This window comes from Sporomusa sp. 246TCP1 (assembly GCF_057319775.1).
Window position 1 is genome coordinate 4,054,196 of record NZ_CM170492.1, and the last position, 15,361, is coordinate 4,069,556.

The window sequence follows — 15,361 nt, forward strand, 5'->3', positions numbered from 1 at the left end:
TATACTTTTTATAAATAAAAAAACCTCTGTCCCTTATCAAAAGGGACGGAGGTTAATCCGCGATACCACCCAAATTCTATGGTTAATAACCATAGCTGCTCATAGGTACGGAGGTTAAACTCGATACCTCGCCGCAGTAACGGGCGGCAATTTCTCTAAAGAGAACCCGGCGTAGCCTACTAACAATTCAGCTCGCAACTCGCGGATGATTTTCATTATATTTGACAGTGCCGGCTCACACCACTCCCAGCTCGCTGTTGCTATCATGATATAACTACTCTTCCGTTCATCGTCATTTCGTCTTCTATTATACTAATTGTTATATTACAGAAAAATCGTCCTATTGTCAAGAACATTCTATTGCTGTAACTTGCTACTCATATTTCCGGTGAATATTGCAGCAGCTTGGTTTTGACTTGATTGGTGTCCAACAGCATAAACAAAGCATTAAAGTCGGTAGTACTATAAATCGGTATGCGCCGTAATAAATAGATATTATCCCGGTCTGGGGTATTAAGTCCCGGCAGGACAGTAAACGCCGCCTGATAGCCGGCTGATGCTGTTACCTCCCAGGTATCCAGATTAAAACAGCCATAGGGATAGGAAAATACCTCTATAGGTTTAGTAGTAACCTGCTTAAGTTTCATTTGAATATCTTTAATCTCCCGTTTTAACTCTGGTCCTGATAAAGAGGTTAAATCACGGTGAGTCAGTGAATGGCCTCCAAAAGCAATGCCATAGGCAGACATCTCTCTCATTTGCTTGCTCGACAGCCGCTTATCTCTATCAACATTCACACCAACCATAAAGATCACAGCACTAAAATCATGTTGCTTTAATATAGGAAAAGCATTCGTATAATTATCCTCATAACCATCATCAAACGTAAGCAGAATCGGCTTATCGGGTAGCGCAACCGGTTCCTGCCGCATATATGCTGCTAACGCTTCTGGCGAAATAGTCTTAAAACCAGCTGTTTGCAACATGTCCATCTGACGTTCAAACTCTGTCGGCGTCACCGTCAACTGCGGCAAATCACTGTTATCCTCGCTCACATGATGGTACAACAATACGGGAATACCATTAAGATACTGAGCATATGCATTATTTGCAAACATAGCAGGTAACAGTCCAACAAGCAGGCAAATAAGCTGGTGACATAATAGTTTTTTTCCAAGTTGCATTTAAATCCCTCTTCTTATTTTATTGTTTTATTATAAACTAACTCCAACAAAAATAAAACTTCATAACTGAAAGGTAAAGAAGCAAAATCTTTTACGCGTTGTATAATAGAAGTATAGCATAAAAATGCAATAACGGCCTCGCTCCCTAATTTAGCATAGGGAGCGAGGCCGTTTGCACATAACCAACACTGTAAAACTGCAAAAATTTATTTGATAAGAAAAGCCTTAGGTCCTTAGGCGTTCAATCCTGGAAAATGTTAAACCTTTCCATCTGGACCAGAAATCCAAACCAGCTGCTTGCAGCATTAAAATACGCCCTTTACTGATGATGATTTCCCGCAGTTCCTTTTAGACCAAACATTAAGCCCTAAAATGAGAAAAAAGGTTATTCCACTGATCATTAGAACATACGCGCCAGCCAACGTCAAATCATTAGATTCTGCCGCGAAATAGATTGCCAAAGGAATCGTTTGTGTCTTACCGGGAATGTTGCCAGCCACCATAATAGTTGCCCCGAATTCTCCCATTGCCCGGGCAAAAGCCATTACTAACCCGGCTACCAAGCCCGGCCAGGACAAAGGAATGGTTATTGTCCAAAAAACCCGCCAGGAACTGGCTCCTAACGTCCTGGCTGCATCCTCAAGATTGCAGTCCACAGCTTGAAAAGCTGCTTTGGTACTATTATACATTAATGGAAATGAAACCACCGTAGCAGCCAGCACTGCTGCATAAGGAGTAAAAATTAATTGAGTATGGAAACCTTCAGACAGAAATTGCCCTATCGGCCCTTGCTTTCCAATCAAAACCAGCAATATAAAGCCAGTCACTACAGGTGGCAATACTAACGGCAAAGCAAATAACGCCTCCAATGCGCTTTTGCCTGGAAATTCAAAACTTCTCATACTATAAGCAGCAGCAACTCCAAAGATAAATACAAATACTAATGAACTAAGTGCAACCTTGACCGATAGTAGTACTGGCTGCCATTCCATCACAATATCACCTGCTTTATTGGCTTGAACCGACAAAAGTAAAACCGTATTTCTTAAAGACCGCAGTACCTTTGTATGTCAAAAAGGCTTCAGTCTTGGAGATGTTTAGAAGACTTTTCTACCTGCTATTTCCCCATAACAAAGCCATATTTTTCAAATATAGCCTTGCTGTCTGCGCTAAACAAATACTCCATAAAGGCTTCGGCTGCTTTCTGCTGCTTGGTACCGGTAGCCACGGCAACAGGATAAACAATAGGCTGGTGAGTGCCTTCCGGGGCAACAGCGGCAACTTTCACCTTATCGCTGGAAATAGCATCTGTTTTATACACAATTCCTGCCTCAACATTACCTGTTTCAGTATATGCCAAAACAGAACGGACATCTTTGGCAAATACGACCCGATCCTTTACTTTATCCCAAAGGCCCAGTTTTTGCAAAACCTGCTGAGCATACTGGCCGGCAGGCACTGTGGCGGTCTCGCCAAGTGCAATCTTTTGCACACCATCCTGAGTTAAATCTTCAAACTTGGTTAAGTTGAGCTTTGTTTCCTTTGGTACAACTACAACTAACTTATTTTCAACCAAGTTTTTGCGGGTGGCTTTGTTCATTAAATTTTTAGCTTCCAATTCGTTCATCTGCTTAGGAGCAGCCGAAATAAAAACATCTACAGGTGCACCCTGCTCAATTTGTTTCTGCAAAGCGCCAGAGGCCCCAAAATTGTAGACAAGCTTACTATTGGGATTTTTCGCCTGATAATCCTTTTGAATGTCTGCAAGTGCATCCTTGAGACTTGCCGCAGCTGATACATTAATTTCTACCACCTGCGCTTGCGGGGCCGCCGGTGGAGCTTGTTTTTCGCCGCCGCAACCAACCAGACTAAAAATAGCAACTACTACCAAGGCCAGCATACCAAACACGCTTGATTTAATCCTTCTCATCTTTCTTCCCCCTTAAATTTGCTCTATCTCGCAGGCTATCCAGCAGATAGGCATATAGTACAGAGCTAACCACAGAGATATTAACCAACCCGGCAAATTTCTTCACCGTAGCTGGTATAATACCGCCAACAACCCTATTTGGAGTTTAGGGTTTTTCTGCCGCAGCCCCTGCACAAACTTTTTTAACTATATCAGGTTCAAAATGAATGTATTAATCACTGGGAAAACCACTTTACGGACAAGTCAATCATAAACTAACGTATTATAACATAAACCAACATAATTCCCATGCTGTTATTATAGTATTTGTTATATGGTATTTGCAAGAGATTACCAAATATTTTTGTACAACCTTCTAAAAATTTGAAGTATCAGGGCTCCTGCTTACCTGCATGCATTATAGTCCATACAAAAATTGCCCGCCTAAATATACGTCTTCCCTATTGCTTTATACAATACCAAACAATATAATAATATTAAGTTTGTTATCTTCGTCTACATTAGTTAATGTTGAAAACTCACATTCAAAGTTTCACAATTGAATACTCTGCTCCTTAGCCGATTTACCTAAGCCTTTCAGGGTATGGTATCCGGCCGATCGGTATAGCGGGAAACGGCTATGTCTCCCATTTGGAAAGGAGCAATATTTTAAGCGGTGCATTATTTGTGCCTATTTCATGATTCCTTCTGCGCCCGCTTAAATTCATTGCCAAGCCCTTTCCATTTTGGATAGGCTTGGCATATTTTTTTGTTGTTTAGATTTGAAAATCGTACCTTTACTGTTATGGTAGCACAGTTCTATGTCAAGAATACTACTTTGCTAGGAGGAATAATCATGTTAGAACGAATTCATGCCCACAGCGATATTTTGAAAAACGGAAAAATAATGCTATTGGTCGACTGCGAACCCGGCTGCTACACACTAACCGACTTAGAATATTTAGAACACACACTTCAGGAACTCCTTGTTGACACCCATAAAGCCATTCAAGAAGCCACATCGACCAAAAACGACTTTACTTTTGAAGCCTATGTTACTATTCTTGTATCGTTGACAGACAACATTAAAAGCATCACGGAATCTTTGCTTACAGTCAAAGAAGCAATACAAGCCGCCAAAAGCGAGCGAAGTACAATTATTTCCGAGTCTTACCAAACAGAAAGGGTGAGTATACTGCAAAACTGCAAAAAAATTGCAGTAAACCACCCAAGTCATGGAACATAAAAAAGATGACTTCTAACTCATCGATTTTAGTTTATGCAAATGGCCTTGGCTAACCCACAATTTTGTAGGATTAGTCAAGGCCACTTGCATTTATCCAGCCACACTTTCCGGTTCTTTCAATCTTACAATGAATTAACTACAGCTATCATTCGTTGCTACATGCTTAAGATCAAAAGTCAATTGGCTAAACATAGAAGTCATATTTACCTGCGTTATGGCGATATCCTCAGGAGCAAAAATTGGGAATGAAGAAAAATTGACAATTCCTTTAATTCCGGCCCGAATCAATTGATTTGCAGTTTTCTGGGCATATGATGGTGGCACAGCCAGTATACCAATAATAATTTTTCTGCTGCAAATAATATCTTTAATATGATCAATCGACTCTATTGTTAATCCTAAATTATGTACTGTCATACCTTGATTTTTTTTACCTAGATCAATAATAGCTACAATTTTAACTGCCTCAGGCCACAAACGCGAATAACACATAATGGGTACTACTGTCGGCATATCCAAGCCAACCAACACCGTATTCCAGCTAGTGTCATATCCTAAAATTTCTTCGATTCGCCGAAAAAGGTAATCAGTTTCATACCCTACCCCTTTAGTACCAAATCCGCCAAAATATGCTAAGTCCTTTCTGATGAGGTGTGGCGATATACCGGTTCGCCGGCCCAACTCCTTGGAAATACAAACGGTTATACCTTCCTCCTGCATCAGCTTTAAAACACTGTGATATAAAACCATTCTTTGAATAGTAAGCCTGGATATATCTTCCCGCGATATAAACATTGTGTCCCTCCTACCTCTTCAGAAGGAAAATCCTTGATATTTTACTTAATCGATTCACGTTCCGAAACGGATTTCTAAACATCATTCATTACTCATAAACTTCTTATTGTTAAAACGAAGGTTATGAGTAGTCCCAACAATAGAAGAGGAAGTACCAACGCAAACATAAAGGTATACTGAGAAGTCTGACTTGCAAAATTATCTTTAAGAAAGGCTACTATCTGGGGACTACGATTCCACCGCACCCCTATGCGACCTTCGTTTCCCACATAGTAACTTTTCTTGCAACTACAAGTATTTTAGGGCACAAGTACAACCAATACGTTGAAGTACTTCTAGGTTCCACTGTCGACAACATTTTTTTCACAACACCTCCAGCTGTGGTTTAATAACAGGCTTATGTCAAAAGCATTCCTACATTAAGCCCTCTATTTTGACAATTGTATTTCAACTGTCTCAATATTCTAATTCGCAGCCGATATTTTTATCATTTCAGCTTCACTCATTAAGCGTTGAAGCCGCTGCAATTACACACTGCCTTGCAAAATAATAAAGGCCGGACGTCTCCTAATTTGGTAAGGAGGCACCTGGCCTTTAAGCGTTAATCAATCCGGGTTCTATATTGCGAATAAAAAACCAAGCCATATTGCATTGGTATTTATCAAGCTATATACTTCACTCAGCTCCAAAACCCAATCAATAAGACATAACTATCCCGAATATTAATGGTAACGCTCCTTTCCAAAAAGGGAGGCACAGTCGTTTCCTACTGCACCCATCGGTTGTCTATCATACCTCAATAGGTTTAGAATAAACAACTCGGAGCTGATGAAATTTAACGAAATAAACAGAGACCAAAAGACCACCTGAGCATACATTTACACATTTATGTAAATTATTGCCCAGACGGTCAACATTGTTTTCAAGAATTTGCACTTCACGTGGTAAACTCCACTTAACCGTCAATAGCACAAATCCACTATTTAACTATGTACACATTTTAACAAGCTTTGCTGTAATCGTCAAGCCCTGACAAATTTTTTTTGGACAAATATAAGTACAAAAGACAAATGTACCTTCGCTTGTATAGGCAAAACTTTACTGTATTTTATCTGGATTTCCAGCAGGACATAGTTTTTGCCATATAGAAGATATTCTTAACTTGCCATGAGAGAGTAGATATAACCTATTGAATATAGCACGCTAAAAAATGCTTATTGCCAGGAGGATATAAAATGGAAAAAGTCAAGCAGTTTTTTTCTACTAATGATCAATTTGCCAAGCATGTGGGTCTTGAGTTATTAGAAGCCGAGATGGGTTATGCCCGGGTAAAAATGGTAATCCAGCCACACCACTTGAATGGAGTCCAAACCGTGCATGGTGGCGCTATCTTTACACTTGCCGATTTTACCCTTGCGATAGCTTCGAATTCTCATGGTCGTATTGCTATGGGCGTTAATGCCACTATCTCGTATATGAAGGCCGTTAGTACCGGAACCTTGTTTGCTGAAGCGCGGGAAGTCTCACTGAATCATAAACTGGGGCATTACCTTGTAAATATTTATGATGAACAACACGAACCAATAGCTGCGTTTCAGGGAATGGTATACCGGAAAGAAGCACAATTAACCTTCGAAGATTAATATTTTTTAAAAATCCCTGCAGGATTTTGGAAAGCTGCAGGATTTTTTTATTTGGTTACGGAATAGTATATTACTTTCAAATTATGGCATTGTTTTATAAATAAAAATTAGAGGTGATACTGAAATGAGTGGAAATTACGCTGATGAGATTGACTACAAAATTTTCGGCTCAGAAATGCAGTTTGTGGAAGTAGAACTTGATCCTGACGAAAGTGTGATTGCCGAAGCGGGAGCCATGATGTACAAAGATAGCACCATCGTTATGGATACCATATTTGGTGATGGCTCGGCAAAAAGCAATCAGGGCGGCTTTTTCGATAAACTGGTTGGCGCCGGTAAGCGCTTACTTACCGGCGAAAGTTTATTTATGACAGTATTCACCAATAAAGGTCGTAACAAAGGAAAGGCGGCTTTTGGCGCACCGTATCCTGGAAATATAATTCCGGTTCACCTACCGGAAATCGGCGGCACAATTATCTGCCAAAAAGACAGTTTTTTATGTGCAGCCAAGGGCGTTTCTGTCGGTATTCACCTGCAACGCAAAATTATGACAGGCCTGTTTGGCGGCGAAGGCTTCATTATGCAAAAACTTGAAGGCGATGGCCTAGCCTTTATGCATGCCGGCGGAACCATCGTGGAACGCCACCTCCAGCCTGGCGAAGTCTTACATGTTGACACCGGCTGCGTGGTGGCTTTTGAACCTAGTGTGCAATTTGAAATACAACAGGCCGGCAATGTAAAAACTGCTTTATTGGGCGGTGAGGGCTTATTCTTTGCCGTCTTGAGCGGGCCAGGTAAGATATGGCTGCAGTCCTTGCCCTTCTCTCGTTTAGCTGGCAGAATGCTGGCTGCCGCACCAAAACAAGGCGGTTCGAAAGAAGAAGGCAGCATCCTTGGTAAAACGGTTTTAGGCGGAACTGTACTTGGCGGCCTGGGAAGCTTCCTGGGCGGCGACGACAACGACTAATTTTCCGAAGGTTTGGCTCAAAGAGGAATCGCGGGGGCGATTCCTCCTTGATTTTTTATAAAGGATTTGATGTTTATGAAAATTTTAGATATTCGAATGTCCTATAAAATATTCTTAGTTATTGTAGTTATGGCCTTTTTCCTTGGCCTAGTAGGTTTTTCCGAATTTGTCGCTATTAAAGAACTTTCCCGCAATATGAAGATTATGTATATTATAGTTCTTTCCATTGTTTTTGGTTTTATCGCCATTTTTGCAACAATACGATTTACGAAAATGATTACCCAGCCGATTAATGAAATGGTACGCCAAGTTGAACAGGTTGCCTCGGGAAATCTAACTGCGTTAAGAGATTATGTCCCAATAGATACTACTGATGAACTCGGACGGTTATCCCGTAGCTTTTACCATATGGCAAACACGTTAAAAGCCTATGTACAAGAAATTATCACAGTAAATGAAGAGCTCTTGCAAGTTGCCTATCAGGACGCGTTAACCGGCCTGCCTAACCGTCGGTATTTTGTCGAACGGTTAAATAAACTCTTTTCAGAAAAAACAACACAACACCTGGCACTCTTATATATTGATTTAGATCGTTTCAAATATATCAACGATACCTTAGGGCATCATGTCGGTGACCAGATATTAGCTGCTGTTGCCGAACGGATGGCGGCCTGTTTGCCTGACATAGATACCCTGGCCAAATTAGGTGGCGATGAATTTATCTTAGTATGCCAAAATATTACCACTGAACAACAGGCTGCTACGCTGGCCGAGCAAGTCATCGCTGTATTTGAACAGCCCTTCTCAGCCCAAAATAACGCCTTTCATATTACCTGCAGTATCGGAATTAGTTTATATCCGCAGGACGGTAAAGACATAGACTCCATTTTGCGGGCCGCCGATACGGCTATGTATGCTGCCAAGCAACGCGGCAACAATAGTTTTCAATACTACACAGGCAAAATGCAGCAAAAAGTTCTTCGCCGAATGGAACTGGAAAACATTATTCATCAAACCATCGAAAAGGAAGGCTTTCAAGTTTATTATCAGCCCCGGGTTACTAGTAGTTCCGGACAAATTGTGGGAATGGAAGCCCTACTGCGTCTACCCTATAACGGCGGTTTTATTTCGCCGGCTGAATTTATTCCAGTTGCTGAAGAAACCGGACTTATTCTTTCTTTAGGAGCGTGGGTCTTGCGGACTGCCTGTAGACAAAATAAACAATGGCAGTTAGCCGGCTATCCGCCGCTGCGAGTTTCCGTCAACCTCTCGCCCAACCAGTTTAACCAGAAAGATTTGCTGCTTCAAATCAAAGAAACCCTTGCAGAGACAGAACTTGACGCTTGTTGGCTGGAACTTGAAATTACCGAAGGAGCCTTTATGAACAAAGCGGTCGCAACACAGAAGACATTTGCGAATATAAAAAGTCTGGGAATCCACATATCAATTGACGATTTTGGCACAGGCTATTCTTCTTTAAGCTATTTGAAACGCTTTGATATTGACTGTTTAAAAATAGATAAATCCTTCGTGGATGAAATTGGCCAGGATTCCAAAGACTCCAGCATTGCCCATGCAATTATTAGTATGGGCAAAAGCCTGCATATGTTGCTTGTAGCAGAGGGTGTCGAAAAACAGGAGCAATTGGAGTTTCTACAAAAACACAAATGCGATCAAATACAGGGATATATTTTTTCCCGACCTCTGCCGCCTGCCGAATTTGAGAAGCTATTGCAAAAACAGGATCGATTCGCTTAGAAAAAACCTCCTGCAGATACCCAGCCGGGTAGCCACAGGAGGTTTTCATATATAATCAAACACCACTATAAGGATTCAATAACTGGTGCCGTAAAGGTTGCAGGCTTTTCAATAACTTCTGTCGGCAAGCCCATGTTATCCAACAACTCGATAAACGGCTTGGGATCCAACTCTTCTACATTTACCATGTGTTTTACGTCCCAGTCGCCACGGGCAATCAGGATGGCTGCCGCGACTGGGGGAACCCCTGCCGTATAGCTGATCGCCTGAGATTCAACTTCCTGGTAACACTCGGCATGATCGCAAATGTTATAGATAAAGATTTCGCGTGGTTTATTGTCTTTGGTTCCTTTAATAAAATTGCCAATGCAGGTTTTACCGACATAGTTAGGCGCGAGGGAGGATGGGTCCGGCAACAACGCTTTTAGTACTTTAAGCGGTGCAATTTCCACACCTTCGGCTACTTTAAGCGGTTTTTCCGAGGTCAAGCCAAGGTTGGTCAAAACCGAAAATACATTCAAATAATGTTCGCCAAAGCCCATCCAAAAGCGAATGGAATTGGCATCAATATTCTTAGAAAGAGAATGCAGTTCATCATGTCCTGTTAAATACACCGGACAATTCCCCACAACCGGAAAATCATAGTCCACCCTTATTGCGTGTACTTTTTGCAGCACCCATTTGCGATCAATCCAGGTCCATACTTTTCTAAATTCCCGGAAGTTAATCTCCGGATCAAAGTTGGTGGCAAAAAACTTACCATGGCTGCCAGCATTAACATCTAAAATATCAATCGTATCAATCGTATCAAAATAGTCCTTTCGGGCCAACGCACACCAGGCATTAACAACTCCGGGATCAAATCCAATCCCTAAAATTGCGGTAACACCTTTTTCCGCACAGCGATCCTTACGTTTCCACTCATAGTTGGCATACCAGGGCGGATTTTCACAAACCTTGTCCGGATCTTCATGGATAGCAGTATCCATATATACAACACCAGTTTCAATGCATGCTTCCAAAACCGTCATGTTAACATAGGCCTGACCAACATTAATAACGATTTCCGATTTAGTATCTTGGATCAACTGAATCACAGACGGAATATCCATCGCATCCACTGAACGTGAGTATAGCTTTTTTGTTGTATCCTTCAAATGATTTTTACGTAATACACTTTCAATAATCGCATCACATTTTTGCTGGGTACGCGAAGCAATGCAGATATCACCCAATACATCATTATTCATTGCACATTTATGGGCAACTACATGACCCACGCCACCAGCACCGACAATTAAAACGTTTTTTTTCATTTCCTTCTCCTCTACTCGTAAATTTGAATTAGGACAAACTATTTAAAAAATCTGTATAACTAAATTGGCGAATAGCCTCTACTGACCCATCCAGCCTACGCACCGCAATCGCCGGCATTTGTAGTCCATTAAACCAATTCTTCTTTACCATAGTATAACCAGCTGCATCGGCAAAGCGAATTTCACTGCCGATTTCCAGCTTATTTTTAAATTGGAAGTTGCCAAAAACATCGCCTGCCAGACAAGACCGCCCAGCTACCATGTATTTATGATTCCCGGCATCGCCTGAATCAATTTTGGCTGACAACCGGTATATCAATAAGTCCAGCATATGTCCCTCGACAGAAGCATCCACAATGGCAATATCCATTTCATTATGCACCAAATCAACCACACTGGTAACCAATTCAGCACAGCCGGTGATGGCGCTTTCTCCTGGTTCTAAATATACCTGTACATCGAACTCGCGCGCAAATTCTGCCAGCCTTTTACTAAACTTTTCTACCGGGTAGCCCTCTTTGGTGAAATATAGGCCACCGCCAAGACTTACCCACTGCAGTCGTTTGAGCATATCCCCATAACAGTCACTAATTATATCCAGTTGTTGACAAAAGGTATCAACATCATCATTTTCACAGTTATAATGAAATAGAAAACCACTAAGGCGATATATTTGTTTTGCCAGCTCCGCTTTGTCCACTACGCCCAGCCGCGAATGTTTGCGCGCTGGATCGGCCAGGTCAAAATGCGAGTAACTGATTCCCGGATTGACGCGCAAACCAAGTTTAGCTGACTTGGCGATATTGTAATATCTGTCTAACTGGGAAACCGAATTAAAAATGATTTTGTCGGCAAACCTAGTGACAGCCAGGATATCCTCTGGAGAATAGCCCACACAATAAGCATGAGTTTCCTTGCCGAATTTTTCAAACCCCAGGCGTGCTTCAAATAACGAGCTTGATGTTGTGCCGTCCATATACTGATTCATCAGCTCAAATACACTCCAGGTGGAAAAGCACTTTAGTGCTAATACCGACTTAGCTCCGGAAAGCTCGCGCACCTGCTGAATGATCTTTAGGTTGCGCAGCAACCTTTTCTCGTCGATAAGGTAATAGGGTGTGGGAATTTTCATTTTCAAGCTCCTACTTCTGAATGATGTCCTAAATTGGGTTAAATTACTGATACTAACCGAAAATAAGCCGCCTTGCCCCTAATAATCTGACCAGCAATTTATTAGGGGCAAAGCAGCAGAAAACAGCATGTTTTTTCCAGCTGTTACTATTTCTGCATCTTATTATTTCTCTGACATTAATAATAACAAAAAACAATGCATTTGTCGAATATTCTTTAAAAACAACCAAATTTTAGCGATAAAACTCGTTTCAGCACTAAATTCCAGGCTCTCTATCATTCCGCCATACCCCGCCACACATAAGCCTTCACAAGTAGGACGATAGGGGACGTTCCTTTTCCGTCAACTTTTTGCTATCATGTCATGAATGGTAATGGAACAGCGGGACAGGCTTGGTTCTCAATCTCAGATACAGCGAAATAATTAGGTTTAATCTCCGGTATAAAGCAGGTGTGAGGATTGCTACTTCCTCTGATTTATTTGTTTAATCAAGAGGACATTGCAGGATTTTATACACACATGCAGAAACAATATACAAAAGGTAAACCCATCTTTACGCAACACCGCCCTGTATGATCGATTTTAATAAATACCCATTAATGGAGGGATTACGATGTTCGCACTTAACTTTATTTCAGAACACAATAAACATTTATTACTGTCGCGCCAGAAGAGCACGACAATTCGTCCAGGAGATATCAGAGATAGTTATCCTGAGAATTCAATTGTTTGGATTACTTTTGGTAAAAGATATGGCCAGAAACAGCGACTGTTTAAAGCCATCATTGATAAAGTACTCACAAAAAAGTACAGTGATTTAACAACAAGTGAATTGACTCATCAAAATCCGGAGATTCAAACTGCTGAGGAACTCATTCGTATCTTTGAAGAGATCTACGAAAGACAAATCCATATTGATGATGTGGTTACCGTAATTCATTTCTCAGAAATAATAGAATAACACGGCAGAATATAACTAAAAAGGGGCTGTCGCACACAAGTGCAACGGCCCCTTTGGTTCAAGAAAAATGCCTTTAACCCCCCGTTTCCCTTGCTAAAGGGGGGATGTCACCGCCGTGACAGGGGGATTGAAAAGCGTAACTATTACCGGCCAATTTGGTCATAAATAGCCAGAGACATTGCGGACATATCATAGAATACCTGCGGCTCATCTTTTACGTTTTCAGCCATCATGCAAAGAATATAATTATGGCTTTGTCCATAGATGATGCCACAATCATAATTCATACCATCCAGTTCGCCGGTTTTATGGGCGACTTGGATATGATGAGGCAACTGAGCCGGAATAATGAGGTTGTCTTCCTGTCTTTTCAAGATCTCAAGCATAGCTTTATCACTTTTCGGGTCAAGGCATTTACTGTTATATAATCTTTCTAATATATTAGCCATGTCTGTTACGTTAGTATAATTTTGACGACCTTGTTTAGCGGCTTCAAAATCCATCATCTTTCGTTGTAATATCGTATCACTAGAACAACCCAGTTTTTTTATCATAGTATTGACATTTTCCATCTTTAATTTGTCAATTAGAATATTACAGGCACTATTATCGCTTTGTACAATCATAAGTTCAACCAATTGACCGATAGTAAGTTCGGTGCCATCCGGAAGGTTATAGACAGAGCCACCCTCTACTGTATCTGCATGACGGATAGTAAACCGCTCGTTGAAATCCAGTTTTCCCTGATTCTTTTGGTTAAAGGCTTCAATCATAATCGGAATTTTAATCAAGCTCGCCGAAGCCATCTTATGGGAATTCAGAACTACATCCTGACCTGCCTGATTAAGCGGTCGTACATAGATAGCATATTGTGCTTCCTTTTGGGTGGAAAAATTCTTGACCTGTTCGCTCAGCCATTTGTCGGAAATCGGAGCGGCACTTACCAAATTGGGAAGAGCAGCCACATACATACAGAGTATTCCAAAGCATACCAAGATAGACAAAAACTTTTTCTTTTCGAGTAGGTTCCTGTTCATAAAAATAGCCTCCTTTTTATATGATAGGCTCTTATAAGCCTACCTAACCTTGTAACTCCGGCTTTGCTTACCGGCAATTTAAGAAAACATATAGGCATAAACAACAAGAAAGCAAATTTGGGCAATAGCAACAATAACACCATTTTTTATCATCGACTTAATATCTTTTGATTCGGCAAAGCCCATGGAGCTAAACATATTGGAGCCCGGATAAACAAAGTTAGCCACACGAGTTGCCACAACCAGACCAACTGACCAGGCTGCCATTGTTACGCCATACTGCGCTACCAAGTTACCGAACATATCATTAAGCATTTTTAATACGGCAACCGTGGCACCAGTCAGCCCAAAAGCGCCGGTTAACCCACCAATAATAGCGACAAACGGCTTACCGCCTAAATTGACCAGCGGCTGGAGAATAAGCGACAAGGCTTTGAAGCCGCCTGCTTGTTCAATAAAGTTCATAAACGGATCAAGAAATACAAACAAGATAAACAGGCCCACATTGCCGGCCATACCTTTTACAATAAGTTTAAATATCCTATCAAAGCTTAATCCGCCGGCCACACCAACAATCAGGGACAAACCAAGCATTACCACAATTACATAAGACGTTCCGGCTTTGGCGATGATGCCATAGACAACAGCAACAATAAAGGCCAATATAAATAACATACTCGTGTTAGTTTGCCTTGTGGTTGGTACAAATTGATTTACATTCTCCGGTATTTCATAAGCATTTGTATCCTTGGTCGCTTTTTGAATACGATGCACAACAATCCAGGTAGTAAGCAGCGTTACGGCCGCAATAGGCAAAGCGACTGTAAGCAGCATTTCGCCATAATTGGTGTGTGTCAATCCCAATAGTGTAATTACCGGCGGTGTAAATGGTCCCAGGATGAGCGCTTCTTCACCGCAGGCTTGAAACAATACACCAACTGTGCTGCGTGATAAACCGGCTGCCGCTGCAATCGGCAGTATAATCGGTGCCAAAATAGCATTGCCACCAGCCATGGTGCCTAATAAACCAACAACTACCAAGCAAGACAGTATCATGCCCAGCATGGCTTTATTTTCCGTGTCAACGCCAATACCATAAATGATTTTATGAACAAGTGTATGGCTGACTTTTGTTTCTGTTAACACTTCGCCAAGTCCCCGGCCCAGCATAATGATTAGGCCGACTAAAGCCAGAAATGAACCCATTGCCTTGGACATCACATTGCCAAAGGACACCAGATCCTGTCCGGTAATGATGGCCCCAATTACTACACACAATACCGTTACAGGCAAAGGGTCAAAATCCCGGAATACCAAAATAACATAAACTAATAAAGGCAGTAATCCGAGTAATCCCCACCAGATATTAAAATCGGCGGCTGCTCCCATATTTGATCGTCCTCCCTAATAGGT

The 15,361-nt window shown here is 41.4% G+C and carries 13 protein-coding genes, 3 riboswitches and 1 other annotated feature; of the genes, 5 read left to right on the forward strand and 8 right to left on the reverse strand.

Going from position 1 to position 15,361, the window contains the following annotated elements; genetic code table 11:
• Positions 1-38 precede the first annotated feature (38 nt).
• Positions 39-299 (reverse strand) — a binding site (T-box leader).
• Positions 300-377: 78 nt separating this feature from the next.
• From AC1ECB_RS19155 to modA, 3 genes are all read right to left on the reverse strand, one after another.
• Entirely contained in the window at positions 378-1,184 is an 807-nt protein-coding gene (locus AC1ECB_RS19155; protein WP_485665281.1) for a polysaccharide deacetylase family protein, read from the reverse strand.
• Between the two features lie 305 nt (positions 1,185-1,489).
• Positions 1,490-2,176 carry a molybdate ABC transporter permease subunit gene (modB, locus tag AC1ECB_RS19160; protein WP_485669371.1) on the reverse strand — a complete coding sequence of 229 codons (687 nt, stop codon included), beginning with the start codon at positions 2,174-2,176 and terminating at the stop codon, positions 1,490-1,492.
• 125 nt (positions 2,177-2,301) lie between these two features.
• Positions 2,302-3,114, reverse strand: a complete 813-nt coding sequence (gene modA, locus AC1ECB_RS19165) for a molybdate ABC transporter substrate-binding protein (RefSeq protein ID WP_485665282.1) — start codon at positions 3,112-3,114, stop codon at positions 2,302-2,304.
• Between the two features lie 538 nt (positions 3,115-3,652).
• Positions 3,653-3,771: riboswitch (molybdenum cofactor riboswitch) on the forward strand.
• A 178-nt stretch (positions 3,772-3,949) separates the two neighbouring features.
• Here modA and AC1ECB_RS19170 point away from each other — a divergent pair.
• Positions 3,950-4,339 carry a hypothetical protein gene (locus AC1ECB_RS19170; protein ID WP_485665283.1) on the forward strand — a complete coding sequence of 130 codons (390 nt, stop codon included), beginning with the start codon at positions 3,950-3,952 and terminating at the stop codon, positions 4,337-4,339.
• Positions 4,340-4,471: 132 nt separating this feature from the next.
• On the opposite strand, the gene AC1ECB_RS19175 is transcribed toward AC1ECB_RS19170, so the two are convergent.
• Positions 4,472-5,134, reverse strand: a complete 663-nt coding sequence (locus AC1ECB_RS19175; protein WP_485665284.1) for a redox-sensing transcriptional repressor Rex — start codon at positions 5,132-5,134, stop codon at positions 4,472-4,474.
• Between the two features lie 718 nt (positions 5,135-5,852).
• A riboswitch (molybdenum cofactor riboswitch) is annotated at positions 5,853-5,971 on the reverse strand.
• Between the two features lie 56 nt (positions 5,972-6,027).
• A riboswitch (ZMP/ZTP riboswitch) is annotated at positions 6,028-6,114 on the reverse strand.
• 255 nt (positions 6,115-6,369) lie between these two features.
• Here AC1ECB_RS19175 and AC1ECB_RS19180 point away from each other — a divergent pair.
• From AC1ECB_RS19180 to AC1ECB_RS19190, 3 genes are all read left to right on the forward strand, one after another.
• Positions 6,370-6,777, forward strand: a complete 408-nt coding sequence (locus AC1ECB_RS19180) for a PaaI family thioesterase (protein WP_485665285.1) — start codon at positions 6,370-6,372, stop codon at positions 6,775-6,777.
• Between the two features lie 124 nt (positions 6,778-6,901).
• The gene (locus AC1ECB_RS19185) at positions 6,902-7,744 is read left to right on the forward strand and encodes a TIGR00266 family protein (protein ID WP_485665286.1); all 843 of its coding nucleotides are present in this window, start codon (positions 6,902-6,904) and stop codon (positions 7,742-7,744) included.
• A gap of 75 nt (positions 7,745-7,819) precedes the next feature.
• On the forward strand, positions 7,820-9,502 hold the full coding sequence (locus AC1ECB_RS19190; protein WP_485665287.1) for an EAL domain-containing protein: 1,683 nt from the start codon (positions 7,820-7,822) through the stop codon (positions 9,500-9,502).
• 65 nt (positions 9,503-9,567) lie between these two features.
• Here AC1ECB_RS19190 and AC1ECB_RS19195 read toward each other — a convergent pair whose 3' ends face one another.
• Together AC1ECB_RS19195 and nspC are read right to left on the reverse strand one after the other, a co-directional pair.
• Positions 9,568-10,818: a saccharopine dehydrogenase family protein gene (locus tag AC1ECB_RS19195; protein ID WP_485665288.1), complete on the reverse strand. Its 1,251-nt coding sequence runs from the start codon at positions 10,816-10,818 to the stop codon at positions 9,568-9,570.
• Positions 10,819-10,846: 28 nt separating this feature from the next.
• Complete coding sequence (gene nspC / locus AC1ECB_RS19200; protein WP_485665289.1) at positions 10,847-11,950, reverse strand: carboxynorspermidine decarboxylase; 1,104 nt, start codon at positions 11,948-11,950, stop codon at positions 10,847-10,849.
• 613 nt (positions 11,951-12,563) lie between these two features.
• Here nspC and AC1ECB_RS19205 point away from each other — a divergent pair.
• The gene (locus tag AC1ECB_RS19205; RefSeq protein ID WP_485665290.1) at positions 12,564-12,911 is read left to right on the forward strand and encodes an ASCH domain-containing protein; all 348 of its coding nucleotides are present in this window, start codon (positions 12,564-12,566) and stop codon (positions 12,909-12,911) included.
• 143 nt (positions 12,912-13,054) lie between these two features.
• Here the strand turns inward: AC1ECB_RS19205 and AC1ECB_RS19210 are convergent, their stop codons facing one another.
• Both AC1ECB_RS19210 and AC1ECB_RS19215 read right to left on the reverse strand, forming a co-directional pair.
• Complete coding sequence (locus AC1ECB_RS19210; protein ID WP_485665291.1) at positions 13,055-13,948, reverse strand: serine hydrolase; 894 nt, start codon at positions 13,946-13,948, stop codon at positions 13,055-13,057.
• Positions 13,949-14,026: 78 nt separating this feature from the next.
• The gene (locus tag AC1ECB_RS19215; protein WP_485665292.1) at positions 14,027-15,337 is read right to left on the reverse strand and encodes a GntT/GntP/DsdX family permease; all 1,311 of its coding nucleotides are present in this window, start codon (positions 15,335-15,337) and stop codon (positions 14,027-14,029) included.
• Positions 15,338-15,361 lie beyond the last annotated feature (24 nt).

Coding starts and splice junctions, on each gene's coding strand:
- AC1ECB_RS19170 (WP_485665283.1), top strand. CDS start 3,950: ATGTTAGAACGAATTCATGCCCACAGCGATATTTTGAAAAACGGAAAA.
- nspC (WP_485665289.1), bottom strand. CDS start 11,950: ATGAAAATTCCCACACCCTATTACCTTATCGACGAGAAAAGGTTGCTG.
- AC1ECB_RS19180 (WP_485665285.1), top strand. CDS start 6,370: ATGGAAAAAGTCAAGCAGTTTTTTTCTACTAATGATCAATTTGCCAAG.
- AC1ECB_RS19185 (WP_485665286.1), top strand. CDS start 6,902: ATGAGTGGAAATTACGCTGATGAGATTGACTACAAAATTTTCGGCTCA.
- AC1ECB_RS19155 (WP_485665281.1), bottom strand. CDS start 1,184: ATGCAACTTGGAAAAAAACTATTATGTCACCAGCTTATTTGCCTGCTT.
- AC1ECB_RS19210 (WP_485665291.1), bottom strand. CDS start 13,948: ATGAACAGGAACCTACTCGAAAAGAAAAAGTTTTTGTCTATCTTGGTA.
- AC1ECB_RS19175 (WP_485665284.1), bottom strand. CDS start 5,134: ATGTTTATATCGCGGGAAGATATATCCAGGCTTACTATTCAAAGAATG.
- AC1ECB_RS19195 (WP_485665288.1), bottom strand. CDS start 10,818: ATGAAAAAAAACGTTTTAATTGTCGGTGCTGGTGGCGTGGGTCATGTA.
- AC1ECB_RS19215 (WP_485665292.1), bottom strand. CDS start 15,337: ATGGGAGCAGCCGCCGATTTTAATATCTGGTGGGGATTACTCGGATTA.
- AC1ECB_RS19190 (WP_485665287.1), top strand. CDS start 7,820: ATGAAAATTTTAGATATTCGAATGTCCTATAAAATATTCTTAGTTATT.
- modB (WP_485669371.1), bottom strand. CDS start 2,176: ATGGAATGGCAGCCAGTACTACTATCGGTCAAGGTTGCACTTAGTTCA.
- modA (WP_485665282.1), bottom strand. CDS start 3,114: ATGAGAAGGATTAAATCAAGCGTGTTTGGTATGCTGGCCTTGGTAGTA.
- AC1ECB_RS19205 (WP_485665290.1), top strand. CDS start 12,564: ATGTTCGCACTTAACTTTATTTCAGAACACAATAAACATTTATTACTG.